This is a genomic window from Nonomuraea sp. NPDC049637 (assembly GCF_040675235.1).
Classification (GTDB): domain Bacteria; phylum Actinomycetota; class Actinomycetes; order Streptosporangiales; family Streptosporangiaceae; genus Nonomuraea.
This window is the reverse complement of record NZ_JBFAOM010000007.1, coordinates 66,766-93,623: the sequence shown is the minus strand read 5'-3', so window position 1 is coordinate 93,623 and position 26,858 is coordinate 66,766. Positions and strand designations below refer to the sequence as shown.

Annotated in this window: 22 protein-coding genes; 10 read left to right on the top strand and 12 right to left on the bottom strand. The window is 74.2% G+C overall.

The window, feature by feature from the left end; translation table 11 throughout:
• Positions 1-42 precede the first annotated feature (42 nt).
• Positions 43-2,955, top strand: coding sequence for an AAA family ATPase (locus AB0J71_RS12445; protein WP_364414089.1), 2,913 nt, complete (start codon positions 43-45; stop codon positions 2,953-2,955).
• 13 nt (positions 2,956-2,968) lie between these two features.
• Here AB0J71_RS12445 and AB0J71_RS12440 read toward each other — a convergent pair whose 3' ends face one another.
• The 4 genes from AB0J71_RS12440 to AB0J71_RS12425 all read right to left on the bottom strand — a co-directional run bounded on the left by AB0J71_RS12440 (position 2,969) and on the right by AB0J71_RS12425 (position 8,224).
• Entirely contained in the window at positions 2,969-5,059 is a 2,091-nt protein-coding gene (locus AB0J71_RS12440; protein WP_364414087.1) for a hypothetical protein, read from the bottom strand.
• An 82-nt stretch (positions 5,060-5,141) separates the two neighbouring features.
• Positions 5,142-6,071 carry a PfkB family carbohydrate kinase gene (locus AB0J71_RS12435; protein ID WP_364414085.1) on the bottom strand — a complete coding sequence of 310 codons (930 nt, stop codon included), beginning with the start codon at positions 6,069-6,071 and terminating at the stop codon, positions 5,142-5,144.
• Positions 6,068-6,994: a pseudouridine-5'-phosphate glycosidase gene (locus AB0J71_RS12430; RefSeq protein ID WP_352320276.1), complete on the bottom strand. Its 927-nt coding sequence runs from the start codon at positions 6,992-6,994 to the stop codon at positions 6,068-6,070. The genes AB0J71_RS12435 and AB0J71_RS12430 overlap by 4 nt, the downstream gene beginning before the upstream one ends.
• A 120-nt stretch (positions 6,995-7,114) precedes the next feature.
• Positions 7,115-8,224 (bottom strand): putative sulfate exporter family transporter, encoded by a 1,110-nt coding sequence (locus AB0J71_RS12425; protein ID WP_364414084.1) that lies wholly within the window; start codon positions 8,222-8,224, stop codon positions 7,115-7,117.
• Between the two features lie 70 nt (positions 8,225-8,294).
• On the opposite strand from AB0J71_RS12425, the gene AB0J71_RS12420 reads away from it, so the two are divergent.
• The 8 genes from AB0J71_RS12420 (at position 8,295) to AB0J71_RS12385 (ending at position 17,232) form a co-directional block, all read left to right on the top strand.
• Entirely contained in the window at positions 8,295-9,185 is an 891-nt protein-coding gene (locus tag AB0J71_RS12420) for a LysR substrate-binding domain-containing protein (protein ID WP_352320272.1), read from the top strand.
• Between the two features lie 112 nt (positions 9,186-9,297).
• Entirely contained in the window at positions 9,298-9,600 is a 303-nt protein-coding gene (locus tag AB0J71_RS12415; RefSeq protein ID WP_352320270.1) for a hypothetical protein, read from the top strand.
• Positions 9,601-9,712: 112 nt separating this feature from the next.
• Positions 9,713-11,218 (top strand): NAD(P)/FAD-dependent oxidoreductase, encoded by a 1,506-nt coding sequence (locus AB0J71_RS12410; RefSeq protein WP_364414083.1) that lies wholly within the window; start codon positions 9,713-9,715, stop codon positions 11,216-11,218.
• Positions 11,219-11,311: 93 nt separating this feature from the next.
• Positions 11,312-12,010, top strand: a complete 699-nt coding sequence (locus AB0J71_RS12405) for a response regulator transcription factor (protein ID WP_364414081.1) — start codon at positions 11,312-11,314, stop codon at positions 12,008-12,010.
• Complete coding sequence (locus AB0J71_RS12400) at positions 12,007-13,356, top strand: HAMP domain-containing sensor histidine kinase (RefSeq protein WP_364414079.1); 1,350 nt, start codon at positions 12,007-12,009, stop codon at positions 13,354-13,356. Before AB0J71_RS12405 ends, AB0J71_RS12400 begins: the two co-directional genes overlap by 4 nt.
• A gap of 24 nt (positions 13,357-13,380) precedes the next feature.
• Positions 13,381-14,556: a bifunctional glycosyltransferase family 2/GtrA family protein gene (locus AB0J71_RS12395; protein ID WP_364414077.1), complete on the top strand. Its 1,176-nt coding sequence runs from the start codon at positions 13,381-13,383 to the stop codon at positions 14,554-14,556.
• Positions 14,553-16,556 carry a glycosyltransferase family 39 protein gene (locus tag AB0J71_RS12390; protein WP_364414075.1) on the top strand — a complete coding sequence of 668 codons (2,004 nt, stop codon included), beginning with the start codon at positions 14,553-14,555 and terminating at the stop codon, positions 16,554-16,556. Before AB0J71_RS12395 ends, AB0J71_RS12390 begins: the two co-directional genes overlap by 4 nt.
• Positions 16,557-16,614: 58 nt before the next feature.
• Positions 16,615-17,232 carry a TetR family transcriptional regulator C-terminal domain-containing protein gene (locus AB0J71_RS12385; protein WP_352320258.1) on the top strand — a complete coding sequence of 206 codons (618 nt, stop codon included), beginning with the start codon at positions 16,615-16,617 and terminating at the stop codon, positions 17,230-17,232.
• Between the two features lie 50 nt (positions 17,233-17,282).
• Here AB0J71_RS12385 and AB0J71_RS12380 read toward each other — a convergent pair whose 3' ends face one another.
• The 4 genes from AB0J71_RS12380 to AB0J71_RS12365 all read right to left on the bottom strand — a co-directional run bounded on the left by AB0J71_RS12380 (position 17,283) and on the right by AB0J71_RS12365 (position 19,890).
• Complete coding sequence (locus AB0J71_RS12380; RefSeq protein WP_352320256.1) at positions 17,283-17,549, bottom strand: hypothetical protein; 267 nt, start codon at positions 17,547-17,549, stop codon at positions 17,283-17,285.
• Positions 17,550-17,618: 69 nt separating this feature from the next.
• Complete coding sequence (locus tag AB0J71_RS12375) at positions 17,619-18,470, bottom strand: helix-turn-helix transcriptional regulator (protein ID WP_352320254.1); 852 nt, start codon at positions 18,468-18,470, stop codon at positions 17,619-17,621.
• A 59-nt stretch (positions 18,471-18,529) separates the two neighbouring features.
• On the bottom strand, positions 18,530-18,790 hold the full coding sequence (locus AB0J71_RS12370) for a hypothetical protein (RefSeq protein ID WP_352320252.1): 261 nt from the start codon (positions 18,788-18,790) through the stop codon (positions 18,530-18,532).
• A gap of 86 nt (positions 18,791-18,876) precedes the next feature.
• Positions 18,877-19,890 carry a phosphotransferase family protein gene (locus tag AB0J71_RS12365; protein WP_364414073.1) on the bottom strand — a complete coding sequence of 338 codons (1,014 nt, stop codon included), beginning with the start codon at positions 19,888-19,890 and terminating at the stop codon, positions 18,877-18,879.
• Between the two features lie 216 nt (positions 19,891-20,106).
• On the opposite strand from AB0J71_RS12365, the gene AB0J71_RS12360 reads away from it, so the two are divergent.
• Positions 20,107-20,973, top strand: coding sequence for an ROK family protein (locus AB0J71_RS12360; RefSeq protein WP_364414071.1), 867 nt, complete (start codon positions 20,107-20,109; stop codon positions 20,971-20,973).
• Here the strand turns inward: AB0J71_RS12360 and AB0J71_RS12355 are convergent.
• The 4 genes from AB0J71_RS12355 to AB0J71_RS12340 are packed head-to-tail and all read right to left on the bottom strand — an operon-like array spanning position 20,899 to position 26,811.
• A complete protein-coding gene (locus AB0J71_RS12355; protein ID WP_364414226.1) occupies positions 20,899-22,644 on the bottom strand; it encodes an acyclic terpene utilization AtuA family protein in 1,746 nt (581 codons plus the stop codon). The two genes, AB0J71_RS12360 and AB0J71_RS12355, sit on opposite strands and share 75 nt — an antisense overlap.
• Entirely contained in the window at positions 22,644-23,405 is a 762-nt protein-coding gene (locus tag AB0J71_RS12350; RefSeq protein WP_352320246.1) for an enoyl-CoA hydratase-related protein, read from the bottom strand. Before AB0J71_RS12350 ends, AB0J71_RS12355 begins: the two co-directional genes overlap by 1 nt.
• Complete coding sequence (locus AB0J71_RS12345) at positions 23,402-25,282, bottom strand: biotin carboxylase N-terminal domain-containing protein (RefSeq protein WP_364414069.1); 1,881 nt, start codon at positions 25,280-25,282, stop codon at positions 23,402-23,404. The genes AB0J71_RS12350 and AB0J71_RS12345 overlap by 4 nt, the downstream gene beginning before the upstream one ends.
• Positions 25,279-26,811, bottom strand: a complete 1,533-nt coding sequence (locus AB0J71_RS12340; RefSeq protein ID WP_352320329.1) for an acyl-CoA carboxylase subunit beta — start codon at positions 26,809-26,811, stop codon at positions 25,279-25,281. The genes AB0J71_RS12345 and AB0J71_RS12340 overlap by 4 nt, the downstream gene beginning before the upstream one ends.
• Between the last annotated feature and the right edge of the window lie 47 nt (positions 26,812-26,858).

Here is a 26,858-nt window from a genome sequence, read left to right as displayed (position 1 = left end):
GTTTCGGTCCGTTTTGTCGGTGTTTGATGGCATCCTTGGGGCGTGAGCATTCACACCGTCAGCCCCTTGTTCGTCGGGCGCGCCCGCGAGCTGCACGCTCTGGGCGACGCCCTGGCCAGAGCACGTGCGGGCGCGTCGTCCACCGTGCTCGTCGGCGGCGAGGCGGGGGTCGGCAAGACCCGCCTGATCAGCGAGTTCATCGACCGGGCGGGCGATGCGCGGGTGCTCGTCGGCGGCTGTCTGGAGCTGGGCACCGAGGGCCTGCCGTTCGCGCCGTTCACGGCCGTGCTGCGCGGGCTCGTGCGCGAGCTCGGGCGCGACGGCGTGGCGGCGCTGGTGCCCGGGGGCACGACACGCGGGCTGGCCCGGCTGCTGCCCGAGTTCGGCGAGCCGGACAAGGACGGCGCCGAGGCGCGGGCCCGGCTGTTCGAGCAGGTGCTCGGGCTGCTGGAGCGGCTGGCCGAGGAGCGTCCGGTGCTGCTGGTGGTCGAGGACGCCCACTGGGCCGACCGTTCCACCCGTGACCTGCTGTCGTTCCTGGTCCGCTACCAGCGCACGGCGGCCCGGCTGATGATCGTGGTCACCTACCGCACCGACGAGCTGCACCGCACCCATCCGCTCCGGCCGATGCTGGCCGAGCTGGGCCGCATCGAGTGGGTGAGCCGGATCGAGCTGCGCCGCCTCACCCGCAGGGAGGCCGTCGCGCAGGCGGCCAGCATCCTGCGGCGCGAGCCGTCGGCCGTCGCGATGGACCTCATCTACGCCCGCAGCGAGGGCAACCCGCTGTTCGTCGAGGCGCTGCTGAGCGAGGCCGACGGCGGCGACATGCTGCCCGAGTCGCTGCGCGACCTGCTGCTGGCCAGCGTCGAGCGGCTGCCCGACGAGACCCAGGAACTGCTGCGCGTGGCCAGCGCGGGCGGCCAGCGCATCGAGCACGACCTGCTGAGCGCCGTGGCCGGGCTCGACGACACCGCCCTGTCGCGGGCGCTGCGCCCGGCCGTGGCGGGCAACGTGCTGGTGGTCGACGGCGAGGGCTACGGCTTCCGGCACGCGCTCATCCGCGAGGCGCTCCACGACGACCTGCTGCCCGGCGAGCACACCCGGCTGCACACCCGCTACGCGCAGGCGCTCGAACGCGACCTGTCGATCCTGCCCGCCCCGCGCGGCGCGATCGAGCTGGCCCACCACTGGCACTCCGCCCACGACTCCACCTGGGCGCTGGTCAGCGCCTGGCGCGCGGCCGCCGCGGCCCGCAAGTCCACCGCCTACGACGAGCAGCTCAGGATGCTCTCGCGGGTGCTGGAGCTGTGGGACCAGGTGCCCGACGCCGCCGAGCGCATCGGCTGCGGCCGCCTCGACGTGCTCAGGCAGACCTCCACGGTCGCCCACCTCGCCGGCGAGTACGAGCGCAGCCTGGCCCTGGCCGGGGCCGCACTCGCCGAGGTCGACCTCGACGCCGACCCGATCACCGCGGCCACCCTGCTGCGCCAGCGCGGCCTGACCCGCTACGACCTGGGCCGCGCCGGATATCTCGACGACCTGCGCCAGGCGGCCGAGCTGGTGCCCGCCGAGCCGCCGAGCAAGCTGCGCGGCCAGGTCCTGGAGACGCTGGCGCGCATGCTGCACCGTCCGGAGGACTGGCCGGAGAAGCTGGCGACGGCGCAGCTCGCCATGGAGATCGGCCACCAGATGGGCGACGCGAACGTCGAGGCCCACGCGCTCATCAGCCTCGCCTGGGCGCGGTCGCGCTTCTCCGACATCGAGGCGCAGCTCGGGCAGTTCGCCGAGGCCCGCCGGGTCGCCCGCGCCCAGGGCGCCTACAACGCGCTGATGCGCTGCGCGATCTCCGAGTCCGACGCGCTGGAGGGCGCCGGACGGCACGAGCGGGCCGCCCAGGTCGCCCGCGAGGGCGTGCAGGAGGCCGGGCACTACGGCCTGGCGCGCACGTCCGGCACGTTCCTGGCGATCAACCTGACCGAGCCGCTGCTGTCGCTGGGCCGCTGGGACGAGGCGCTGCAGGTGGTCGAGCAGGCGCTCGACCTCGCGCCGCCGGCCCCCTACCGGGCCAGTCTCCAGGGGTTCCTGGCGGACATCGCGCTAGCGCGGGGGGAGATCGACCGGGCCGACAAGCTGCTGTCGTCCTCCGCCAGCGTGTTCGCGCGCGGCACCTACCGGGACCAGACCGTGCTGCCGCAGCTGCGCAGGCAGGTTCTGCTGCTGCGGGCCCAGGGGCGGCTCGGCGAGGCGCTGGAGGCCGCGTCGCGGGGGCTGGAGAACCAGGACCTGCTGCCCTCGCCGCGGTACGCCTGGCCGCTGCTGGTGACGTTCGCGCAGCTCGCCCGGCCCGCTCTCGGCGAGGGCGGCGCGCCGTACGCGGGGGTCGCGGCGGCCCTCGTGGCGCGGCTGCGGGAGGTGGCGCGGGAGTTGGCCGTCGACGGCGACCTGCAGGAGGCGCAGCGGCTGACGTTCGCGGCGCTGACCGGGCCGGAGGAGGGGCTCGGCGGGGCAGCCCAGCTCAAGGCGTGGGAGTCGGCGGTGGCGGCCTGGGCGGGGTTGCGGCAGCCGTACGCGGAGGCGCAGTGCCTGGTGGGGGCCGCCCAGGCGGCGCTGGCCCAGGGCGACCGGCGCGCCGCGGCCGCGATGGTGACGCGGGCGCGGGAGCTGGCCGCGCAGCTGGGCGCCACGCCGCTGCTCGAACAGCTCGACGTGTTCGGACGGCGGGCCCGCGTCGGCGGCCCCGACGAACCCGAAGGGCCGCCGCTGGGGCTGACCGCGCGCGAGCTGGAGGTGTTGCGCGAGGTGAGCAACGGGCGCAGCAACCGGGAGATCGCCGAGGCGCTGTTCATCTCGGTGAAGACGGTCAGCGTGCACGTCTCCAACATCCTGGCCAAGCTGGGCGTCGCCACCCGCGGCGAGGCGGCGGCCACGGCCCACCGGCTCGGCCTGTTCGGGTGACCGCGCAGGAGCGTCAGCCGGTGAGCTGGGCCTCCAGGCGGTAGCCGTCCACCGTGACGTAGACCTGGTCGCCGGGGCGGGCGTTCAGGCGCATGAGCACCGGCTGCAACGAGTCGAAGACCGGCTGGTGGCCCTGCCAGACCAGGACGATCGCGTTGTCGCCGGGGCCGGTCACCGACAGCAGGGTGCCCGGACGCATGCCGAGCTGGGCCGCGTAACCCTCCGGCACCGGCACCGGGCCGCCCCTGAGGTGTTCCGGGGTGACCTCGATGCGCTGCCAGCGACGCGGGTCGGACGACGGGCTGGGCAGCGGTGGAGGCGGCGTGGACGGCGTTCCGGCCAGGCTGCCGGGCAGCATGCCCGACCGGCCGCCGGACAGCGCCGACAACGTGGCCAGGGCCGCCGAGGGGTCGATCGAGTTCGCGCCCGCCGTCGGGATGGGCTGGCCGCCCCGGTGGTGGTGGCCGTTGGCGCCCGGCGTACGGCGGGGGAGGGGCTGGGCGGGCTGCGGGGAGGCGTCCGCCGGGCCGGGGGCCGACTCCGAGGGCAGGGCGTCGAGCCACGCCTTGGCGGAGTGGGCGCGGATGCCCAGCTCGGCCAGCAGCTCGACGACGTCGGTGTCCGGCGGGGCGGCGGCCAGGAGCTGCCGCGTACGGGCCTGGAGGCCGTGGATGTCGCCGACGACCAGCCAGCCGTCCTGGAGGCGGCGGTCCGGCATGAGCGTCACCAGCACCCGCCACAGGGGCGTGCGCAGCGACGGGACCATCGCCGGGTGGGCCGGGTCGGCGCCGATGAGCTGTTCCTCGGTGGCCGCCGCGCCGAGCCATTCGGTGAGCCGGAACATGTGCCCGGTGACCGGCGCGGACTCCGACGAGCGCAGCCAGTGCAGGACGCGTTCCTCGGCGGTGCGCTGGGCCTGGGAGAGCACGTCGCGGTCCACCAGCAGCTTGTGGGCCAGGGTGCGCAGGCTGACCGGGTCCTCGGCGAACAGCCGGTGCACGGCGACGGCCAGCTCCAGCTTGTCCAGGCCGCGGAACAGGCCGTCCACGACGCGGACCATCGCGTGGTCGGGGTCGGCGGGCGCCGGGCCGGGAGCGGCCGTCCCGCCGGGGACGGGGGCGGCGTACGGGGGGCCGTCGGCGCCGGCCTGCGGGCCGCCGTCCGGACGCCCGGCGGTGGGCCGCTGCGGCAGCCGCGCACCACCCTGCGCCGGGAACGACCCGGTCTGCGGGCCGTCGGCGGGCTGGGCGGGGAACGACCCGGTCTGGCGGGTGGCGTCGGGCTGCGCCGGGAACGAGCCGGTCTGGCGGCCGCCTTCGGGCTGCGCCGGGAACGAGCCGGTCTGGCGGGTGGCGTCGGGCTGGGCGGTGAAGGAGCCGGTCTGGTGTCCCTGGGCGTTCTCCGGCGGCGGGGCGAACGAGCCGGGCTGCTGGGCCGCGGCCGGACGCTGCGGCAGGCCGCCCTCACCGGCCGGGGCCTGCTGCGGGGCGCTCTGGGGCTGGGCCGGGAAGGCGTCGCTGTGCGGGGTGAAGGCGGGCGGACGCTGGGGGCCGCTGCCGGGCTGGGCGGCGTACGCACCGGGTTCGGCCACGGGGACGGCCGGGAAGGAGCCCGTCGCGCCGCGCGCGAGCGGGCGGGTGACGTCCGGCGAGCCGGACTGCTGGGCGGGTACGGCCTCCCGCTGCGCCGGGATGCGCCCGAGCACCTCGCGCAGGACCGAGCCGACCACCACCTCGGGCGTGGCCGACGGGGTGCCCAGATCGCCGGGCGACAGGCGGCGCAGCCGCTGCCAGCCGCCGAGGCCGGCGATCGCCGTACGGGTGGCCTCCGGCCAGCCGGGCAGCGCCGGATCGACCTGATGGACGGCGAGCGCGGGAAGCAGGTCCACCAGCGGCAGATGGTCCCAGCGGGAGGAGATCAGCCGGGCGAGCCGTTCGCAGACCCAGTCGAGACCCGCCGTGCCGAGCGCCCTGGACACCGCGAGCGAGGACCACCACCCCGCCGGCAGCCGCGGATCACCCAGCACCTCGGCCACCTGCTGAGGGCGGCTCCAGCGCAGAGCAGGGACGAGGTCGCTCAGGCAGATCGATGACTCGACTTCCATCGGCGGACCTTAACCTCCCCAGTGGGCCGCGTGGGCAACCCGGTACGCATGTGGCTAATGGTGCAGCCTACGCGGCAAGCTATCAATCAGTGTGAATAGGGTAAAGACGGTTCAGATCCAAACCGTACCGTGGACGGCCGCCCACCTGGGCCACACATTGCGCACCGGCACGGCAACCCGCCTCCAGCGCGAGCGCGGCGCCCGCCCCCTGAAGGGTGGCGGCGAGATACCCGGCCGCGAAGGCGTCACCGGCGCCCGTGGAGTCCACGACCTCGGCGGACACGCCCGCGCACGTCGCCGTGACCTTGCCGTCCACCGCCACCAGCGCGCCCTCGGCGCCCAGCTTCACGACGGCCGTGCCGTACGTCTCGCTCAGCAGGACGGCGGCCCGTTCCGGCGAGGTGACGCCGGTCAGGACCAGCGCCTCGTCCAGGTTCGGGATGATCAAATCGGCCGCGGACGTCTCCCGCATGAAACGTTCGACGCCGAAGTCCCGCAGCGGGCCCGTCGAGGCCGGGTCGATGCTGACCGGCACCCCGGCGGCCACGGCGTCCCGGACGGCGGCCCTGGCCAGGCGGAGGCCGGGCGCCGCGAACAGCGTGTAACCCGACAGGTGCAGCCGGCCGACCCCGTCGAGCAGGGACGGGTCCCAGTCGGCGTCGGAGATCAGCCCGCCCGCGCCGCGGTTGGTGAGCATGGACCGTTCGCCGGTCTTGTCCACCATGGCGATGACGACCGCCGTGGGATGCTCCCGGTCCACCACCACGTGGGGCCGGACGCCGGTCCTGACCAGCTCGGTCGTGTGCCACTCGCTGCTGTCGTAGCCGAGCTTGGCCAGCAGCCGCGAGTCGGCCCCCAGGTGGGCGGCCCAGGCGGCGGTGTTCGCACCGGAGCCGCCGGGGCGCAGCACGATCTCCGCGGCGGTGTCGGCGCCCGCCATGACCGGGGAGCCGTGCAGCGCCACCACGTCGGTGACGACGTCACCGATCACCAGGAGACCGGTGTCGCTCACGCCCGCGACCAGGCCACGGCGATCTCGGCGGCCAGGGCGGTGTTCCCGCGCACGGCGGCCAGGTTGGCCTCCAGCGACGCGCCGCCGGTGCCGTTGACGAGGTAGCTGAGCAGGAACGGCGTGATCGCCTGCCCCTTGACGCCCTCGCGCTCGGCGGCGGCCAGCGCCTCGGCCAGCACGCGGTCGTGCAGAGCCGGGTCGAGCTGCCGGTCCTCAGGCACCGGGTTGGCGACGATGAACGCGGTCTCCGGGCCGGCCAGCGCGTCCTGGCCGCGCATGACGGCGGCGGCGTCCTCGGGCGACTCGATCCGCCACTCGATCGGCTGGCCGGAGGAGTTGAGGTAGAAGCCGGGGAAGGTGTCGGTGCGGTAGCCCGCCACGGTCACGCCGCGCGTCTCCAGCCGCTGCAGCGTGGCCGGCACGTCGAGGATCGACTTCACGCCCGCGCAGACGACCGTGATGCGGGTGCGGGCCAGGGTGTCGAGGTCGGCGGACTCGTCCTGGTCCTCGGTCCAGCCGCGGTGCACGCCGCCCAGACCGCCGGTCGCGAAGATCCGCACGCCGGCGCGGGCGGCCAGGAACGACGTGGCCGACACGGTGGTCGCCCCGCTCGCCTTCAGCGCGGCGGCCAGCGGCAGGTCGCGCTGGCCCAGCTTGCGCAGCCCGGACTCGGTGGCGATGCGCTCCAGCTCCAGCTCGTTCAGGCCGATCCTGGCCACGCCGTCGAGGACGGCGATCGTCGCCGGGACCGCGCCCGCCGCGCGGACCACTCCCTCCAGCTCGCGGGCCACCTCCAGGTTGCGCGGCTGCGGCAGGCCGTGGGAGATGATCGTGGACTCCAGGGCCACGACGGGCGCGCCGCCCGCCAGGGCCTCGGCGACCTCGTCGGACGGCTGGAGAAGGGGATCGGTGGCGCTGCGCATGACGGGTTTCAAGCTCCTTGAGTGGTCCTGGCCGGTTCAGGGAGAACGGCGTGCCTGACGGAATTTGTTCCGAACAGAGCAGCGTACGGTGGCCTGGCCAGGACGTCCACTCGGGCGGCCTCACAGCAGCACGGCGACCCCGGTGAGCGAGACGGCGGCGATGAGCCCGGTGGCGATGGCGCCGAGCAGCACGGCCCGCCCGCCCTTGACGAGTTTGCGCACGTCGATCCCGGTGCCCAGGCCGAACAGGGCGGCGGCCATGAGCACGTTGGTGACCTGCGGGACCGCCCGCGTGACCACGTCCGGCACCCAGCCGGTGCTGCGGACCGCCACCATGACGAGGAAGGCCGCCACGAACAGCGGCATGACGGGCGTGCGGCGCCCCTCCCGCCGGCTCGCCGCGGGCGCACCGGTCGCAGAGCGGCGGGCCCGGAAGGACGTCAGGGCGACGATCGGGGCCAGCAGGACGACGCGGGCCAGCTTGACCGTCACCGCGGCGGCCAGGACGCCCGACGCCGCGCCGATCGCGGCCACCTGCGCCACCTCGTGCACGGCCGCGCCGGTCCAGACGCCGAGCTGGGCCGGCGACAGCCCGAGCAGCGCCGCCAGCGCCGGGACGGCCACGATGGCCGCGCTGCCGTAGAGCACGACCACGCTCAGCGCGGCGGCCGCGTCGTCGTCGTCGGCGTCGTCCGCGCTCTCGCGCATGGCCGCGACCGCCGCCGCCCCGCAGATCGACACCCCGGTCGCCACCAGCAGCGACGTGCCGGACGACAGGCCCAGGCGGCGGCCGATCAGCGGCGTCACGGTGAACGTCACGCCGGTCGCCGTGACCACGATCACCAGCGTCTGCCAGCCGAGCGCGAGCACCTGCGGCAGCGCGATCTGGAGCCCGAGCAGCGCGATCGCCACCCGCAGCACCCGCCGGGCCACGAACGCCAGCCCCGGCCTGAACCGCTCCCAGACGGCCCCCGCCCTCGCCCACCGCGCGGACGTCGCCGCCCAGGCCGCGAGGTTGGCCAGGACCGCCCCGGACAGCACCGCGATCACCGCCGGGCTGAACGCCGGGGCGAACCGGTTCGCCACCACGGCCACCACCACGGCGACGACCGCCAGCCCGATGCCCGGCCACACCGACGCCGCGGGGACGGCCGGCGCCGCGCCGCCTCGGGGGTCGAGGGCCGGCCGGGGCGCGGTGAGCGGGGAGATCCGCTGGTCGGGGAGAGGCATGATCCCAGTCTTCGGGGCCCGCGTACCGGCCGGTAGACACGCGTTGACTGGGAGGCCATAGCCTGTGGCTATGAGTGCGCTGCCGGATCTCGACTCGCTGAAGCTCCTGGTCGACGTGGGCGAGCTGGGCAGCCTGGGCCAGGCGGCCAAGGCGGCGGGCATGGCCCAGCCGTCGGCCAGCAAGCGGGTGGCCATGCTGGAGCGCCGCCTCGGTGTCCCGCTGCTGGAGCGCACGCCGCGCGGGTCCACGCTCACCGCCGAGGGCCGCATGGTGGCCGGGTGGGCGGCCCAGGTGCTGGCCGCGGCCGAGGAGCTGATGCGGGCCGTGGAGGCCGTGCGGCACAGCGAGGCGGCCCACCTGCGGGTGGCCTCCAGCATGACGGTGGCCGAGTACCTGGTGCCGCGCTGGCTCGGCGAGCTGCAGAACCGCGAGCCCGAGGTCCAGGTGGGGCTGGACGTGGTCAACTCCACGGACGTCGCGGCCAGGGTGCTGGGCGAGGAGGTGGAGCTCGGGTTCGTCGAGGGGCCGACCGTGCCCGAGGGGCTGGACAGCCGGGTGGTGGGCACCGACCGGCTGGTCGTCGTGGTGGCCCCCGGCCACCCCTGGGCGCGCCGCCGTACGGCCCTGCGCGGGGCCGAGCTGGCCGCCACGCCGCTCGTGGTACGCGAGCCGGGCTCGGGTACCCGCGAGACCCTCGACGTGGCGTTCAAGAGCCTCCACCGGGCCAGCCCCCGCCTGGAGCTGGGGTCGAACTCGGCGGTCAAGGGGGCGGCGCAGGCGGGGGCCGCGCCCGCGGTGCTCAGCGGTTACGCGGTCGAGGCCGACATCGCGACCGGCCGCCTGGTCGAGGTGCCCCTCGCCGGGCTCAACCTGGTCCGCAACCTGCGCGCGGTGTGGCGGCGCGGGCGTTCGCTCACCGCGCCGGCCGCCACGCTGCTGGCCATCGCCAGCCGTCCCTGAGGACGTCCGGAAAGGGGCCGTTGACGCCGCCCGAAGCACGATCTAGCTTTCGCTTAGGAAAGTTTCCTAAAAGTAAGAGCGTGTTCACCCCCCGAACCTCAGGAGACTCCGTATGAGCCTTCGTCGTCCCCTCGTCGCCCTGGCCGGATCGGCGGTGATGTGCCTGGCGGCGGCGGGCCTCGCGCCGTCGCCCGCCCTGGCCGCGCCCACCGACTGCACCGCCTGGGTCAGCGGCGGCTACGCCTACAGCAGCTGCGCCTCCGGCACCGGCCAGCACGCCGTCGGGGTGGAGCAGTCGCACCCGTACGCCGGGCCCATCGTCCTCACCGGCGGCTGGACGGCCGTCGGCGGGGTGTCCTCGGTACGGCTCACGCCGTGGCCGGTCAAGCGCGTCTGGGTCAACAGGACGGGCTGACGGATCCGGGCCCGGCCGGGAGGGGACCCCGGCCGGGTCCACCCGCGAGCGACCGCACCATCTCCTCGCAAACCGTTGACTAAGGGCACAGGTCGGGTCATAAGGTGCGGGGATGGGTGCGTATGACGTCGTCGTGGCAGGTGGCGGGCACAACGGGCTGGTCGCGGCCGCCTACCTCGCCGGAGCCGGCCGCCGGGTCCTGGTGCTGGAGCGCCTCGGGCACGTCGGCGGCCTGGCGATCTCCACGCGCGCCTTCCCCGGCGTGGACGTCCGCCTGTCCCGCTACTCCTACCTGGTGAGCCTGCTGCCCACCCAGATCGTCCGCGACCTGGGCCTCGACCTCGACCTGCGCCGCCGCCGGTACGCCTCCTACACCCCCAAGGGCGACACCGGCCTGCTCGTCGACAACGAGGACGAGGCCCGCACCGCCGCCTCCTTCCGCACCGTCGCCGGCGGCGAGCACGACCACCGCGCCTGGCGCGACTTCTACGCCATGACGGCGGACGTGGCCAGGACCCTGGCCCCCACGCTGCTCGAACCCCTGCGCACCCCCGCCGAGATCGAGCGCCTGGTCGGCCCGGAGGCCTGGCGCGACCTGTTCGCCCGGCCCGTCGGCCAGACCGTGGACGAGCGGTTCGCCGACGACACCGTGCGCGGCGTCGTGCTCACCGACGCGCTGATCGGCACGTTCGCCGACCCGTCCGCCGACCTGCTGGCCAACAAGTGCTTCCTCTACCACGTGATCGGCGACGGCACCGGCGAGTGGAACGTCCCGGTGGGCGGCATGGGCGCGGTCTCCGGCGCGCTGGAGCGAGCGGCCAGGCGGGCGGGGGCCGAGATCAGGACCGGCGCGGAGATCGTCGGCATCTCGCCGTCGGGCGAGGTGACGTACGTCGCCGAGGACGGCGAGCACACCGTGGACGGCCGCCACGTGCTGGTCAACCTGCCCCCGGCGGTGCTGGGCCGGGTGCTCGGCGAGCCCGCGGCCGTGCCGGAGGGGGCGCAGCTCAAGGTCAACATGGTGCTCGCCCGGCTGCCCCGGCTCAAGGACCCCTCGGCCGATCCCCGGGCCGCCTTCAGCGGCACGTTCCACATCAACGAGGGGCGCGACCAGCTGGCGAAGGCGTACGAGCAGGCGGCGCGAGGGGAGATCCCGGAATCGCCGCCCGCGGAGGTCTACTGCCATTCCTTGACGGACCCGTCCATTCTGGGGCCGGAACTGCGAGGGAAGGCCGAGACGATGACCTTGTTCGGCCTCCACATGCCCGCCCGACTTTTCCGGGAAAATCCAGAAAAAGCGCGTGAGAATGCGTTGCGGGCCACGTTCGCCTCCATGAACGCGGTGCTCGCCGAGCCCATCGAGGACTGCCTGCTGCGCGCCCCCGACGGCACCCCGTGCGTCGAGGTGAAGACCCCCGTCGACCTGGAGCGGGACGCGGGGCTGCCGGGCGGCCACATCTTCCACGCCGACCTGAGCTGGCCGTACGCGCAGGAGAAGGGCTGGGGCGTCGAGACCGGGCACGAACGCATCCTGCTGTGCGGCGCCGCGGCCCGCAGGGGCGGCGGCGTGAGCGGGATCGGCGGCCACAACGCGGCCATGGCGCTGCTGCGGCCCTGAACCGCGCCGGAGACGCCCGTTTCCCCGTATTTCTCAGGACACCTCGTGAACCCGTTCATCGTGCTCTCATAGTGGGCTCATATCTTGTGACACATGAGTGAGCCCGCACGGTTGCTGGTGGTGGACGACGAGCCCGCGTTGCGCGAGGCGCTGCAGTCGAGCCTGGAGTTCGAGGGCTACCGGGTCGGCACCGCCAACGACGGCCAGGCGGCGCTGGCGGCGCTGGCGGCCGAGCCGTACGACGCGGTGCTGCTCGACGTGATGATGCCGCGGCTCGACGGGCTCACCGCCTGCCGGCGGCTGCGGGCCCAGGGCAACCACATCCCCGTGCTCATGCTCACCGCCCGCGACGCCGTCGGCGACCGCGTGTCCGGGCTCGACGCGGGGGCCGACGACTACCTGGTCAAGCCGTTCGAGCTGGACGAGCTGCTGGCCCGGGTGCGCGCGCTGCTGCGCCGCGGCGCGCTCAGCACGGGCGCCGCCGACGGCGGCACGCTGTCCTACGGCGACCTGCGCATGGACCCGGCCACCCGGGAGGTCACCCGCGGCGCCCGCGCGCTCGACCTGACCAGGACCGAATACCTGCTGATGGAGCTGTTCCTGGCCCACCCCCGCCAGGTCCTGACCCGCGACCAGATCCTCAACGAGGTGTGGGGCTTCGACTTCGAGCCCACCTCCAACTCCCTCGACGTGTACGTCATGTACCTGCGCCGCAAGACCGAGGCCGGGGGAGAGCCCCGGGTGATCCACACGGTCCGCGGGGTGGGGTACGTCCTCCGGGCGACACCGTGATCCGCAACAGCCTGCGCACGCGGCTGACGCTGCTGGTCACGGCCGCCGTCGCGATCGCGATCGCGGTGTGCGCCGGGCTGTCCTGGTTCATCGTGCAGAACCAGGTCATCAGGCAGCTCGACCAGACCATCCTGGAGCCGGAGGGCGAGGGGGACAAGCGGTTCCTCCAGAAGAACTGCACACCGGAGGGCTCCTCCGACTACCACGACATGGCCACGCTGCTGTTCGCCGACGGCAGGACCTGCTCGCTCGGCTCGCCGATCGTGCCGGTGGAGGACGACAAGAAGGCGATACCCGGACCGGGCGAGCCGGTCTACCGCAACGGCGTGACGCGGGACGGCAGCGAGGTCCGGGTCGTGGCCGTCAACTTCGCGCCCGGCGTGGCCGTCCTGGAGGCCAGGCCGCTCTATCACATCAAGATCACCCTGCGGAACACCGCGCTCGCGCTCGCCGCCATCGCGGCCGTCGGCGTGATCGGCGCCGCACTCGCGGGACGGGCCATCTCCCGTACCGCCCTGCGGCCCGTGGGCCGGCTGACCAAGGCGGCCGAGCACATCGCCGAGACCGAGGACCTCAACACGCGCATCCCCGTCCAGGGCAACGACGAGATCGCCCGGCTCAGCTCCTCCTTCAACGCCATGACCGCCGCCCTGGCCGGTTCCCGCGAACGCCAGCAGCAACTCGTCGCCGACGCCGGTCACGAGCTGCGCACCCCGCTCACCACCCTGCGCACCAACATCGACCTGCTGCTGCGCAGCGAACAGACCGGCAGGCAGCTCGACCCGGGCGCCAAGGAACGCCTGCTGGTCAACGTCAAGGCGCAGTTCGCCGAGCTGTCCACGCTGGTCGGCGACCTGCTCCAGCTCGCCAGGGGCGACACCGACCACGAGCCGCACGTCGAGCTGGCCCTGCACGACGTCGTCACGGCCGCCGCCGAACGCGCCCGGCTGCGCGGCGCCGACGTGCGCACCGACCTGAGCCCCTGGTACGTCGTCGGCAGCCCCGCCTCGCTCGAACGCGCCGTGCTCAACCTCATCGACAACGCCCGCAAGTTCAGCCCCGAGGGCCAGGTCGAGGTCTCGCTCAAGGACGGCCGGCTGACGGTCCGCGACCACGGCCCCGGCATCCCCGAGGAGGAGCTGCCGCACGTCTTCGAGCGCTTCTGGCGCTCGCCCTCGGCCCGCGGCCTGCCCGGCTCGGGGCTGGGCCTGGCGATCGTGGCGCAGGCCGTGTCCGAGACCGGCGGCAGGGTACGGCTGTCCAACGCGCCCGGCGGCGGCGCGATCGCGACCATCGATCTTCCCGGAACTCTCACTCGTCACTCACAATCGGATAAGTCCTCTTAAAGACCCGAATCGTGAGCTGGCTGCATGGAGACAACAGCGGTAAGGACGCGCCTGGTAGAGGTGGTCGTCCCGGTCCACAACGAGCAGCGGGCGCTGCGGGAGAGCGTCGCCCGGCTGCACGCCTACCTCGCCACCACGTTCCCGTACGGCTTCCGCATCACCATCGCCGACAACGCCAGCACCGACGACACCTGGCGGCTGGCCACCGAGCTGGCCCGTGAGCTGCCGCAGGTACGGGCCGTGCACCTCGACGAGAAGGGCCGCGGCCGGGCCCTGCGCCAGGTCTGGGCCACGAGCGAGGCCGACGTCGTCAGCTACATGGACGTCGACCTGTCCACCGACCTGGACGCCTTCCTCCCGCTGGTCGCCCCCCTGCTGTCGGGCCACAGCGACCTGGCCATCGGCACCCGCCTGGCCAGGGCCTCGCGGGTGGAGCGCGGGCCCAAGAGGGAGTTCATCTCCCGCTCGTACAACCTGCTGCTGCGCTCGGTGATGGGCGCCGGGTTCTCCGACGCCCAGTGCGGGTTCAAGGCCGTGCGCACGGAGATCGCGCAGGCGCTGCTGCCCGCCGTCGAGGACGAGGAGTGGTTCTTCGACACCGAGCTGCTGCTGCTGGCCGAGCGGCACGGCCTGCGCATCCACGAGGTCCCCGTCGACTGGGTGGACGACCCCGACAGCCGCGTGGACCTCCTGCGGACCGCCCTGGACGACCTGCGCGGGCTGGCCAGGGTGGCCCGCAGGACGCTGTCCGGTGCGGCGCGCCTGCCGATGCCCGCCCGGGTGCGGCGGGCCGAGCTGCCGAGGGGGATGGCCAGGCAGCTGCCCAGGTTCGCGATCGTGGGCGTGGTGAGCACGCTGGCCTACCTGGCGCTGTTCTCGATGTCGCGGCAGGTCGTCCCCGCGCAGCCGGCCAACGCGGTCGCGCTGCTGGTCACGGCCGTGGCCAACACGGCGGCCAACCGCCGTTTCACCTTCGGGGTCAAGGGCTCGGGCGGGGCGCTGCGCGACCAGTTCGAGGGCCTGATCGCGTTCCTGGTGGGGCTGGCGCTGACGTCGGGGAGCCTCGCGCTGCTGCCCGGCGGGGTCTCGCACGGGGTGGAGCTGGTGGCGGTCATCGCGGCCAACGCGGCGGCCACTCTCGTCCGGTTCCTGCTGCTGCGCGTGTGGGTGTTCAACCCCCGGCGCAGGAGCGGACGGTGACCGCCGTCGCCGCGCCCGCCCGGGCGCGCGCGCTGACCGGCGCCGCGGGCGACCCGCGCTGGTCGCGGCCCGCGATGTGGACGGTGCTGGCCGCCGCCTTCGTCCTGTACGCCTGGGCGCTCAGCGGGGACGCCAACGAGTACTACGCCGCCGCCGTCCTGTCCGGCACGCGGAGCTGGAAGGCGTTCTTCTTCGGCGCGATCGACGCCGGGTCGTTCATCACGGTGGACAAGCCGCCGCTCGCGCTGTGGGTCATGGGGCTGTCGGCGCGGATCTTCGGCTACGGCACGTACAGCATGCTGATGCCGCAGGTCCTCGCCGGTGTGGCGGCCGTCGGGGCGGTGTACTCGGCGGTCCGCCGGTCCTTCGGGCGCACCCGTCAGGGGCACGTCGCGGCGCTGGTCGCGGCCGTGGTCATGACGCTCACGCCGATCACGGTCGCCATCAACCGGGACAACAACCCCGACACCGTGCTCGTGCTGCTGCTGGTGCTGGCGGCCTGGTTCTGCCTGGAGTCGCTGCGCACCGCCCGGCTGCGGCCGCTGCTCCTCGCCGCGCTGTTCGTGGGGCTGGGGTTCAACGCCAAGATGTTGCAGGCGTACCTGGTGGTGCCGGCGTTCGGGGTGGCGTACCTGGTGTGCGCCCGCCACGGCCTGGCCAGGCGGGCGGGGCACCTGCTGGCCGCCGGGGGCGTGCTGGTGGTGTCCAGCGCCTGGTGGATGGTGGTCGTCGACCTCTGGCCCGCCGCCTCGCGGCCCTACGTCGGCGGCTCGACCGACAACACGGTCCGGGACCTGGTGATCGGCTACAACGGGCTCGGCCGGATCTTCGGCCAGGACCGGGCCGGCGGCGGGCCCGGCGGCGCGAACTTCGGCGGGCAGGCCGGGGCCGGGCGGCTGTTCAACGACGTCATGGCCGGGCAGATCTCCTGGCTGCTGCCGTTCTGCGCGGTGGCGCTGGCCTTCGCCGTGCTGCTGCGGGTGCGCGGGACCCTCTTCGACGGGGCCGCCTGGCTGCTGTGGGGCGGCTGGCTGGTCGTCCACTACGCCGTGTTCAGCTTCTCCAGTGGCACGTTCCACCCCTACTACACGACCGCGATGGCGCCCGCCGTGGCCGCGCTGACCGGCATGGGGGCGGCCGTGATGTGGCAGGCCTACCGGGGGTCGCGGGGCTGGGCGTGGGCGCTGCCCGTGGCGGTCGCGGTGACCGGCGGGTGGGCGTTCGTGGTGCTGCGCCGTACGCCGGAGTGGCTGCCGTGGCTGGCCTGGGTCGTGCTCGGGGCGACCACAGTGGCCGTGGCGGCGCTGGTGACAGTGATCGTGACCGGGCTCGCGACAGGGTCCGCGACAGGGGCCGTGACAGGGGCCGTGGCGGGGCTCGTGGCGGGCAGGGGGCGGGGGGCGGGCCGGGTGACCGTCGTGGCGCTGGCGGCCGCTCTGGTCGCGGGGCTGGCGGGTCCGGCGGCCTACGCCGTCTCACCGCTGGGGGCGCGGGTGAACGGGACCAACCCCACGGCGGGCCCGTCCACGAGCCGCATGGGCGGCCCCGGCGGCCCCGGCGGCTTCGGCGGCCCGCCGCCGGGCGGCGAGTTCCCCGGCGTCCGGACGGACGCCCTCCAGGGCGGCGAGCCGCCGCAGGGGCAGCCGGGCGTCCGGAGCCGCGGTCCCATGGGCGGCGGCGTGGCCGATGCGACGGTGAAGTACCTGGTCGCCAACCAGGGCAGGGCGACGTGGCTGGTGGCCGTGGGCAGCGCCCAGCAGGCGTCCTCGATCATCCTGGCCACCGGCCGCCCGGTGATCGCCATGGGCGGCTTCACCGGCTCCGACCCCGCGATGACCGTCCCCCGCCTCCGGGAACTCCTCTCCTCCGGACGGCTCAGGTACGTGCTGCCCGGCGGCCGGGGCGGCCCCGGCGGCGGCGAGACCGAGGTGACCGCCTGGGTCACCGCCAACTGCGCGGCCGTGGCCGGCCACACCGGCCTGTACGACTGCGCACACTGAGGAAGGAAGCGACGGCGGCCGCGGGGCCCGTCCCCGCGGCGCGCTATAGGCTGATCGGGTGGCGAGTACGACCCGGGCCGATCAGGCCGACCAGCGCAGAGCAGAGCTTCTCGAGGCCACCCGCAAAGTGGTGCTCGAACGCGGCCTGGCCAACACGCGCATCGCCGACATCGCCAAGTCCATCAACGTCAGCGGCGGCCTGATCCACTACCACTTCGCGACCAAGGACGAGCTGATCACCGCCATGCTGCGGGCCACGCTCGACATCGAGAGCGCCCGGCTCAAGGAGCTGGCCGACGGCCCCGGCACGGCGGTGGAGCGCCTCGACCGGGTGCTGCGCTACTACATCCCCGAGTCGCGCTCCGACCAGAGCTGGCTGCTCTGGATCGACGCCTGGAACACCGCGCTGCGCGAGCCCGCGGTCAACGCGATCATGCTGGAGCTGGAGACGGCCTGGCTCGACGCGCTGGCCCAGGTGTTGGCGGCCGGCACCGAGGCGGGGGAGTTCGCGTGCGCCGATCCGGCGGGCGCGGCCGAGCGCATCGACGCCATGCTCGACGGCCTGATCATCCGCTACACCCTGCATCCCAACGTGCTCGACCGGGCACGGCTGCTGGCCCACGCGCGCACGGCAGCCGCCGGGGAGGCCGGCATCGCGGTGGAGCGGTTCGGCTGAACCGGGCCGGGCCTGGGCCGGGCTTGAGGCGAGCTTGAGCCGGGCCCGCGTCAGGCGGGCAGGGCGGCCAGCAGGAAGGCCAGGCGGGCCGCGGCCGACTCGACGTCCTCGGCGGTGCCGAGGCGGTAGCCCCACGACGTGATGTACGCGCCGTCGTCGGAGCAGGTCACCGTCTCGGCCAGGGTGGCGGAGAACCGGTTGCGCACCGACACGTACGCCGGGTCGCTGGCCAGCGCGACATTCTGCACCGAAAGATCGGCGTGACGGCCCGCGTGCCACGCGAACCGCTCAAGGCAGAGCGCGGTATCAAGCATCATGCGTCACCTCCGCAACGTCTCGCGACAGAATTGCACGATCTTGCTGCGGGTGGCAAGCAATTGCTGAGGTTAATGTGGGGTTTGTTGCAGGTATTCGCGAAGAATACGGATGATGACTTCTCGCCCGGGCTCGCCGAACTCCGCCACCTTGGCGTAGTCGTCGAAGGCCCGCACGTAGAAGGCGATGTCGTCGGGGTCGCGCAGCACGAGGTCCTTGGTCATCGTGGCGACGCCCACCATGGCCTCGTTGTAGATCCAGAACCCGTTGATCGGCGCGGACGGCAGCTCGGTGCCGAAGGGGATCACCCCGAACTCCACGTTGGGCAGCGTGCTGACGGCCAGCAGCCGGTCGAGCTGGCCGCGCATGACGTCGGCCGGGGCCAGCGCGCTGCGCAGCGCCGACTCCGGCACCACGAACCGGAACGTGCGCGTGCGGTCATAGAGGATCTCCTGGCGCTGCATGCGCACGCGGACGGCCGCGTCGATCTGGTCGGCCGCGCTGTAGAGGCGCTTGACCTTGCGGAACACGTGCCGGGCGTACTCGGAGGTCTGGAGCAGGCCGACGACGATGCCGGGCTCGAAGACGCGGAACAGCTTCGTGCGCGCCTCCAGGTCGCGGATGTCCTCCTGGAGGGCGGCCAGGCCGCTGCGGTGACGCTGCTTCCAGTCGTCGTGCCGTTCCAGCAGCGCGATGGCCTGCCTGATGAGCTCGTCGGTCGTGTCGGGCGTGGCCCCCACGGCCTGCGCCCACACGACCACGTCGTCCTCGGTCGCCGTCTGCCTGGCGTTCTCCAGGCGGGAGACCTTGGACGGCTGCCAGCGCAGCCGCTCGGCCAGGTCCTTGCCCGACAGGTGGGCGGCCTCGCGCAGCTGGCGAAGCTGGCCGCCGAGGTCGATGCGCGCCTGCTGATAGGACGTCACGCGGCAAGAGGCTAGCTCCGCGGGCACCGATCAGGCCAGGCCCAGCCGCGCAATCGTGATCAAGCGGTTGCCGACGGTGTCCCGTCGCTGGTGGGCCGGGCGCCGGCTGACCCGTCGGGCAGGACCCGGCGGGCGATCTCGGTGAGCAGCTCGCGGGGCACCTCGACGGCGGCCTCGCCGTCGAGCACGTCGCGAAGGTCCGCGAGCGCCTCGGGGTCGGTGACCTGAAGTCCCTGGACGACGATGGTGCCGCGATCCGTCTCGTACAGGGTGGGGCAGGCGCCCGCCTCCGAGGTGGAGCCGAGGAACCGCATGCGCATGACGATCCTTTCCCCGAATGCCAGATGCAATTGCGCGCAATTGTACGCATCTGGGCGTCCGGCGTGATCCTTTTTCCGCATCGGGTTCAGCGCAACAAGCCTTCCATGATGTCGTGGGCGCGGGCGAACAGACCGAGCGTGGTCGCGTGCAGCACGTCGCCGATGTCCCGGGGCGCCTTGCCGGCGAACGCCCGCGCGTGCGTGCCCTCCAGCACGATGCCGAGCTTGAAGCAGGCCAGCACCGCGTACCAGTCGATCGCCGGCAGGTCGCGCTCCGACAGCGCCGCGTAGTACGCGACCAGCTCCCGCTCCGACGGCAGCCCCGGCACGTGCCCGTTGTTCACCGGCCAGGTGGCCAGCAGCCAGCCCAGGTCGAGCAGCGGGTCGCCGATCGTGCACATCTCCCAGTCGACGATCGCCGCCACCCTGGGCCCGTCGAGGGCGAACATCAGGTTGGCGAAGTGGTAGTCGCCGTGCATGATCCCCGGGACGAACGCGGCGGGCCGGTGGCGGGTCAGCCAGTCGGCGGTGGCGTCGAGGCCCGGGATGTCGGGGCCGGGGTAGCCGTCGAGCTCGCCGTAGGAGTCCAGCTCCTTCAGCCAGCGCGGCACCTGCCGGTCGAGGAAGCCCTCGGGACGGCCGAACCCGGGCAGCACCGCCGGATCGACCCGTCCCAGCTCGGCCAGCGCGGCGGCGGCCTCCAGGCCCATCCGGTGGCGGATCGCGGCGTCGGAGGCGTGCGGCTCGGGCAGCCCGGTCGAGGGGTTGAACCCGGCCACCGGCTCCATCAGGTAGAACACCGGCTCCCGGGCGGTCTGCGCGGCCACCAGCCGGGGCGCCGGCACCGCCGTGCCGCTCAGCGCCGCCAGCAGCCGCGCCTCGCGCCGCAGCACCTCGTTGCTCCTGGCCCGGGCGTGCAGGGGCGGCCTGCGCAGCACGTACGGCCGGCCGCCGCGTTCGAGGCGGACCATGACGTTCTGGGTGCCGCCGGGGATCGCCGCGACCTCCGTGATCGCCCCGCCCGGCAGCCCCTCGGCGTCCATCCACGCGCCGAGGTCGTCGAGGTCGATGGCGCTGACGTCGATGTGGGTGGAGGTCATGGCCGCCCTTTGACAGAACGATATTCTGGAGGCTTCAACCTACGAGAGCCCCCGACGCCCGGTCAACCCGGTGCCGGCATGAACGGTGGGAACGGCCGCGACCGGTCGGCTCGTCCTGGGCCACGACCGGGCCGATGACGGCCGCTGCTGGGAGAACATGGGTGGATGAAGTGTGTTGTGGCCATTGATGTGGGTGGAACGACTCTCAAGGGTGGATTGATCGCCCCGGACGGCGGCATCCTCCACCGGGAACGCCGCCCCACCCCCCGCACCGAGGGGCCGGACCGCGTGATCGCGACCATCTCCGCCTTCGTCGCCGACCTGAGCGCGCCGCGGACCGTCGCCGGCGCCCTGCTCCGCCCGGCGGCCGTGGGCCTGGCCGTGCCCGGCCTGGTCGCGTCCGGGCGGGCGGTGTTCTCGGCCGCGTTCGGCTGGCGGGACGTGCCCGCGGCGGCCTTCACCGACGGGACGCTCCCGCTCTCCCTCGGCCATGACGTGCGCTCGGCCGGCGAGGCGGAGCTCGCGTACGGCTCGGCGGCCCCCGACGCCCTCTACCTGCCCATCGGCACCGGCATAGCGGGAGCCGTCGTCCTGACCGGTTCCCTGTACGGCGGCGCCGCCGGCTGGGCCGGGCAGATCGGGCACATCCCGGTGCGTCCCGGCGGGCTGCCGTGCCCGTGCGGGCAGCGCGGCTGCCTGTCCGCCTACGCCTCGGCCGCCTCCGTCGCCGCCCGCGCCGGCGAGACCTCCGCCGAGGACGTCGTCCGCCGGGCCGCCGCCGGGGACGAGCCGGCCGCGCGCGTGTGGGCGGAGGCCGTGGAGGCGCTGGCGCTGGCGCTGGCCACGTACACGCTGGTGCTGGACCCCGCGGTGATCGTCGTCGGCGGCGGCCTGTCGCTGGCCGGGGACGCCCTGCTGATCCCGCTGCGCGCCCGGCTGGCCGCGCGGCTCGCCTTCCGCCCCGCGCCCGAGGTACGGGCGTCGGCGCTCGGCGTGGACGCGGGCCTGCTAGGCGCCGGGCTGCTCGGCCTGCGGGCGCTGGGGGAGCAGGGCGGCGGGCACGTCGACCACCTGGGCGCGTAGCTCCTCGCCCAGGGCCTTGGCCTGCGGATCCAGGCGCGGGCTGGCCGCCACGCCCCTGCCCAGCAGCCCGTGCACGACGAAGTTGAGCGCCCTGATGTTGGGCAGCTCGTGCCGCTCGACGCGGTGGGCGGCCAGCTCCGGCAGCAGGGACGTGAGCCGGTCGGCGGTGAGGGTGGCCGCCAGCCAGGCGTACTGCTCGTCGGTCGCGACCCAGACGCCGAGGTTGGCGTCGCCGCCCTTGTCGCCGGAGCGCGCCCCCGCGACCCGGCCCAGGGGCACGCGCACGGCAGGCCCGCCGGGCGGCGCCGGAACCGGCGGCGCGGACGGCTCGGGCGGCTCCGGGACCGGCGGCGCGAGCGGCTCCGGGACCGGCCCGCCCCGGGGGACGGGAGGCTCCTCCTGGGCGGGCAGCTCCACGCCGTCCAGGAAGACCCGCGGGCTTACCTGCGAGGCCGGCACCAGGACCGGCCAGTACACCCCGTACGGGGAGGCGTCGCCGGGCGGGGTGAGGCCGTGGAAGCCCGGGTAGCTGGACAGGCCGGTCTCCACGACGGCCGAGGAGAAGACCCGGCCCGCCGTGCGCCGGTCGGCGTCCATGACGGTGATCCGCAGCAGGCCCGCGTCCGTCAGCGTCACGTCCACCTGGTCGAAGGTCTCGCGCGGCACCCGCGCCCAGACGGCCTCCTCGGCCACCCGCGCCTTGGCCTCGACGTCCAGGCCGGTCAGGACGAGCGTCATCGTGTTGCGGTAGCCGGCCGGGTAGTTGACGGCGACCTTGAGCGTGTCCGGCGGCGGCTCGCCCCGCGTGCCGGAGATCAGCACCCGGTCGGGGCCGTCGTCGGAGAGCGTGATCGTGTCGAACCTGGCCACCACGTCGGGGCCCAGGTAGCGCGGGCCGCCCAGCTCGTAGACGAGCTGCGCGGTGACCGTGCCGACCGAGACCAGGCCGCCCGTGCCCGGATGCTTGGTGATCACCGCCGAGCCGTCGGCGCGCAGCTCGGCGATGGGGAAGCCGCAGTGGGCCAGGTCGGGCACGTCCTGGAAGAAGGCGTAGTTGCCGCCCGTGGCCTGGCATCCGCACTCGATGACGTGGCCCGCCACGACCGAGCCGGCCAGCGGGTCGAGGTCGCCGGGGCCCCACCCGTACCGCCAGATGCCGGGGCCGGTGACCAGGGCGGCGTCCGTCACGCGGCCGGTCACCACGACGTCCGCGCCGGCCGACAGCGCGGCGGCGATGGGACGGCCGCCGAGGTAGGCGTTCGCGGTCAGCGGCGCGGCCGGCGCGCGCTCGCCGGTGTCGGCGTGGACCAGGTCGAGCGGGCGGCCCATGAGGTCGTCGCCGGTCACGTGGGCGACCTTGGGGGACAGGCCCAGCCGGGCGGCCAGCTCGTGCACGGCCTCGGCGCACCCGGCCGGATCGAGGCCGCCCGCGTTCGTCACGATCCTGATGCCGCGGTCAAGGCACGGGCCGAGCACGTCCTCCAGCTGGCGCAGGAACGTCGGTGCGTAGCCGGGACGGCCCTTGAGCCGGTTGCCGGCCAGGATGAGCATGGTCAGCTCGGCCAGCCAGTCGCCGGTGAGCACGTCGATCGGGCCGCCCTCGACCATCTCCCTGGCCGCCGAGAGCCGGTCGCCGTAGAACCCGCTGCAGTTCGCGACGCGCAGCGCCATCACGGCACCCACTTGGGCGGACGCTTGTCCATGAACGCCGCGATGCCCTCCTGACCCTCCGCCGAGGTGAACCGCTCGGCCGACAGCTCGCTCATCCGCCGCAGCCCCTCCTCGAACGAGACCGCCGGCACCTCCCGCACCAGCCGCTTGGTGATGGCCAGCGCCTCGGGGCCGCCCCTGGCCAGCATCCCCGCGTAGTGCCGTACGGTCGCGTCGAGCTCGTCCTCCGGGACGGCCCTGGTCAGCAGGCCGATGCGGGCCGCCGTAGCGGCGTCGAACACCTCGCCGGTCAGGAAGTACTCGGCCGCCGCCCGCGGGTCGAGCCTGCGCAGCACGGGCACCGAGATCATCGCGGGCACCACCCCGAGCCGCACCTCGGTGAACGCGAACGACGCCGTGTCCGGCGCGATGGCGAAGTCGCACGCGGCGACCAGGCCGAGGCCGCCCGCGCGGGCCGTGCCGTTCAGGCGGCAGATCACCGGCTTCGGGCTCTCCCAGAGCAGCGTCATGATCTCCGGGAAGGACGCCGTCACCGGCGCGTCCGCGTCGCCGCGCTGCTCCTTCAGGTCGGCGCCCGAGCAGAACACCCGGCCCGTGCCGGTCAGCACGATCACCCGGGCCCCCGGCTCGGCCAGCGCCCAGCGCAGGTGCTCGGCCAGCTCGGCCAGCAGCCGCCTGGACAACGCGTTGCGGTTGGCCGGCGAGTCGAGCGTGACGGTGGCCACGCCGTCCGCCAGCTCCCTGTGCACCAGGCTCGTCATGTGGTCTCCTCCTGGATGATCGCCAGCACGGCCCCGGCTTCGACCTGCTGTCCCTTCTCGACGCGTACGTCCGACACCACGCCGCCCGCCGGGGCGGCGATGCGATGCTCCATCTTCATCGCCTCCAGCACCAGGACCGGCTGGCCTCGGGCCACCGTGTCGCCCTCGGCCACCTCGACCCGCAGCACGCTGCCCGGCATGGGCGCGAGCAGCGAGCCCGGGGCGACGTGCTCGACCGGCTCGGGCAGGCGCGGCACCGGCGTCAGCACGGCCGCGCCCATGGGGGAGTCGACGTAGACGCGCTCGTCGCCGTCGTACCGGGCGACCTGGAACGTGCGCCGCAGCCCGTCGCGTTCCAGGACCACCTCCTCCGGCCGCGCGGAGACCACCGTGACGCCCGCCGGCATCGGGTCGTAGACGACGTCGGCCTCCTCGAACCGGGCGCGGGCGGGCTGCGAGCGCACGTTGCGCCAGCCGCCGGGCAGCCCGGCCAGGACGGGCGCGTCCCGCCGGTGCGCGGCGGCCATGGCGAGCGCGGCGGCCAGCGCCGGCAGGGCGTCGTCCCCGGACGACGGGGACGACGGCGGCGACAGCGGGCCGCCGGGGGAAAGAAAGGCGGTGTTCGTCTCACCTGCGCGGAATGCCGGGCTGGTCACGACGTCCAGCAGCAGGTCGCGGTTGGTGGTCAGGCCGTGCAGCCGGGCCCCGCGCAGGGACGCGGCCAGCTTCCGCGCCGCCTCCGCCCGCGTCGCGCCGTACGCGACGATCTTGGCCAGCATCGCGTCGTAGTGCGGCGACACCTGCGACCCGGACTCGACGCCCGAGTCGACCCGGACGTCACCCGGCACCTCGAACCGGCGCAGCACGCCGGTCTGGGGCACGTAGGCGGCGTCCTCGGCGTACAGCCGCGCCTCGATCGCGTGGCCGCGCGGCGCGGGCGGCTCAGGCGGCAGCGCCGCGCCCTCGGCCACCTCCAGCTGCAGCCGGACGAGGTCGACGCCGAACACCAGCTCGGTGACCGGATGCTCGACCTGGAGCCGGGTGTTCATCTCCAGGAACGCCACCCGCTCGCCCTTGACCAGGAACTCCACCGTGCCGGCCCCGACGTAGCCGATCCGGCGGGCCGCGCGCACGGCCGCCGCGCACAACAGCTCGCGGGTGCGCTCCGAGATCCCCGGCGACGGGCACTCCTCGACGACCTTCTGGTGCCTGCGCTGGACGCTGCACTCCCGCTCGCCCAACGCCCACACCGTGCCGTGCCCGTCGGCCAGCACCTGCACCTCGATGTGCCGGGCGGCCTCCAGCAGCGGCTCGGCGAACACGGCGCCGTCGCCGAAGGCCGCCTCGGCCTCCCGCCGCGCCGACTCCACCTCGGCCGCCAGCTCACCGGCGTGCCGGACGATCCGCATGCCGCGCCCGCCCCCGCCCGCGGACGCCTTCACCAGCAGCGGGAACTCGCCCGGCGCGGCCAGGTCGAGCGAGGGCAGCACCGGCACCCCGGCCTCGGTCATCAGCCGCTTCGCCGCGATCTTCGAGCCCATCGCCTCGATCGCCTCCGGCGGCGGCCCCACCCACGTGAGCCCGGCGTCCAGCACGGCCCGCGCGAACGCGGCGTTCTCCGACAGGAACCCGTAGCCCGGGTGCACCGCGTCGGCGCCGGAGGCCCGGCACGCCTCGATGATCCGGTCGGCCGCCAGGTAGGTCTCGGCCGGATGGGACCCCGGCAGGCGGACGGCGAGGTCGGCCTCGCGGGCGTGCGGCGCGCCGGAGTCGGCGTCGGAGAAGACGGCGACCGTCGAGACGCCCAGCGAGCGGCAGGTGCGGAAGACCCGGCGGGCGATCTCGCCCCGGTTGGCCACCAGCAGACGAGTGATCACGGGCGGAACACCCCGAACCCCGCCGCGGGCGGCACCGGCGCGCTGTTGATCGCCGACAGGCACATGCCCAGCACCGTACGGGTGTCGCGCGGGTCGATCACCCCGTCGTCGTAGAGCCGCCCCGACAGGAAGAACGGCAACGACTCCGCCTCGATCTGGGACTCCACCATGGCACGCATCGCCGCGTCCGCCTCCTCGTCGTAGACCTGCCCCCTGGCCTGCGCCGCGGCCCGGCCGACGATCGACAGCACCCCGGCGAGCTGGGCCGGGCCCATCACCGCCGACTTGGCGCTGGGCCAGCTGAACAGGAAGCGGGGGTCGTAGGCGCGCCCGCACATGCCGTAGTTGCCGGCGCCGTAGGAGGCGCCCATGACGACGGTCAGGTGCGGCACGGTCGAGTTCGACACGGCGTTGATCATCATGGCGCCGTGCTTGATGATGCCGCCCTGCTCGTAGTCCTTGCCCACCATGTAGCCGGTGGTGTTCTGCAGGAACAGCAGCGGCGTGCGCGACTGGTTCGCGAGCTGGATGAACTGGGTGGCCTTCTGCGACTCCTGGCTGAACAGCACCCCGCGCGCGTTGGCCAGCACGCCCACCGGGTAACCGTGGACGCGCGCCCAGCCGGTGACCAGCGAGGGGCCGTACAGGGGCTTGAACTCCTCGAACTCGCTGCCGTCGACCACGCGGGCGAGCACCTCGCGCGGGTCGAAGGGGATCTTCAGGTCCTCCGGGACGATCCCCAGCAGCTCGTCGGCCGGGTAGGCGGGCTCGCGGGCGGGCAGCGGCGCCACGCCCTGCTTGCGCCAGTTGAGCGAGCGCACGACGGCGCGGCCGATGCGCAGCGCGTCGTGCTCGTCCTCGGCCAGGTAGTCGGCCAGCCCGCTGGTCCTGGCGTGCATCTCGGCGCCGCCCAGCGACTCGTCGTCGGACTCCTCGCCGGTGGCCATCCGCACCAGCGGCGGCCCGCCCAGGAACACCTTGGCGCGGTCGCGGACCATCACCACGTAGTCGCTCATGCCCGGCACGTACGCGCCGCCGGCCGTGGAGTTGCCGAAGACCAGCGCCACCGTCGGGACGCCCGCCGCTGACAGCCGCGTCAGGTCGCGGAAGATCCGGCCGCCCGGGATGAAGATCTCCTTCTGCGTCGGCAGGTCGGCGCCGCCGCTCTCCACCAGGTTGACGTACGGCAGCCGGTTGGCCAGCGCGATGTCGGCCGCGCGCAGCGACTTGCGCAGCGTCCACGGGTTGGACGCGCCGCCCCTGACCGTGGGGTCGTTCGCGGTGATCACGCACTCGACGCCCTCGATCACCCCGATGCCGGTCACCATGCCCGCGCCCACCTGGAACTCGCTGCCCCACGCGGCCAGCGGCGACAGCTCCAGGAACGGCGAATCGGGGTCGATCAGCAGCTCGACGCGCTCCCTGGCGAGCAGCTTGCCGCGCCGGCGGTGGCGCTCGACGTACTTCTCGCCGCCGCCGGCCACCGCCTTGGCGTGCTCGGCGTCGAGCTCGGCCAGCTTGGCGAGCATGGCCGCGCGCCGGGCCAGGTGCTCGGCGTCGCGCGGATCGAGCCGGC

Excerpts from the sequence above, each read along its gene's own strand:
- AB0J71_RS12440 (WP_364414087.1), bottom strand. The coding sequence starts at position 5,059 with ATGGAAGTCGAGTCATCGATCTGCCTGAGCGACCTCGTCCCTGCTCTG.
- AB0J71_RS12430 (WP_352320276.1), bottom strand. The coding sequence starts at position 6,994 with ATGCGCAGCGCCACCGATCCCCTTCTCCAGCCGTCCGACGAGGTCGCC.
- AB0J71_RS12425 (WP_364414084.1), bottom strand. The coding sequence starts at position 8,224 with ATGCCTCTCCCCGACCAGCGGATCTCCCCGCTCACCGCGCCCCGGCCG.
- AB0J71_RS12420 (WP_352320272.1), top strand. The coding sequence starts at position 8,295 with ATGAGTGCGCTGCCGGATCTCGACTCGCTGAAGCTCCTGGTCGACGTG.
- AB0J71_RS12415 (WP_352320270.1), top strand. The coding sequence starts at position 9,298 with ATGAGCCTTCGTCGTCCCCTCGTCGCCCTGGCCGGATCGGCGGTGATG.
- AB0J71_RS12410 (WP_364414083.1), top strand. The coding sequence starts at position 9,713 with ATGGGTGCGTATGACGTCGTCGTGGCAGGTGGCGGGCACAACGGGCTG.
- AB0J71_RS12405 (WP_364414081.1), top strand. The coding sequence starts at position 11,312 with ATGAGTGAGCCCGCACGGTTGCTGGTGGTGGACGACGAGCCCGCGTTG.
- AB0J71_RS12395 (WP_364414077.1), top strand. The coding sequence starts at position 13,381 with ATGGAGACAACAGCGGTAAGGACGCGCCTGGTAGAGGTGGTCGTCCCG.
- AB0J71_RS12380 (WP_352320256.1), bottom strand. The coding sequence starts at position 17,549 with ATGATGCTTGATACCGCGCTCTGCCTTGAGCGGTTCGCGTGGCACGCG.
- AB0J71_RS12370 (WP_352320252.1), bottom strand. The coding sequence starts at position 18,790 with ATGCGCATGCGGTTCCTCGGCTCCACCTCGGAGGCGGGCGCCTGCCCC.
- AB0J71_RS12365 (WP_364414073.1), bottom strand. The coding sequence starts at position 19,890 with ATGACCTCCACCCACATCGACGTCAGCGCCATCGACCTCGACGACCTC.
- AB0J71_RS12355 (WP_364414226.1), bottom strand. The coding sequence starts at position 22,644 with ATGGCGCTGCGCGTCGCGAACTGCAGCGGGTTCTACGGCGACCGGCTC.
- AB0J71_RS12350 (WP_352320246.1), bottom strand. The coding sequence starts at position 23,405 with ATGACGAGCCTGGTGCACAGGGAGCTGGCGGACGGCGTGGCCACCGTC.
- AB0J71_RS12340 (WP_352320329.1), bottom strand. The coding sequence starts at position 26,811 with ATGCTCGCCAAGCTGGCCGAGCTCGACGCCGAGCACGCCAAGGCGGTG.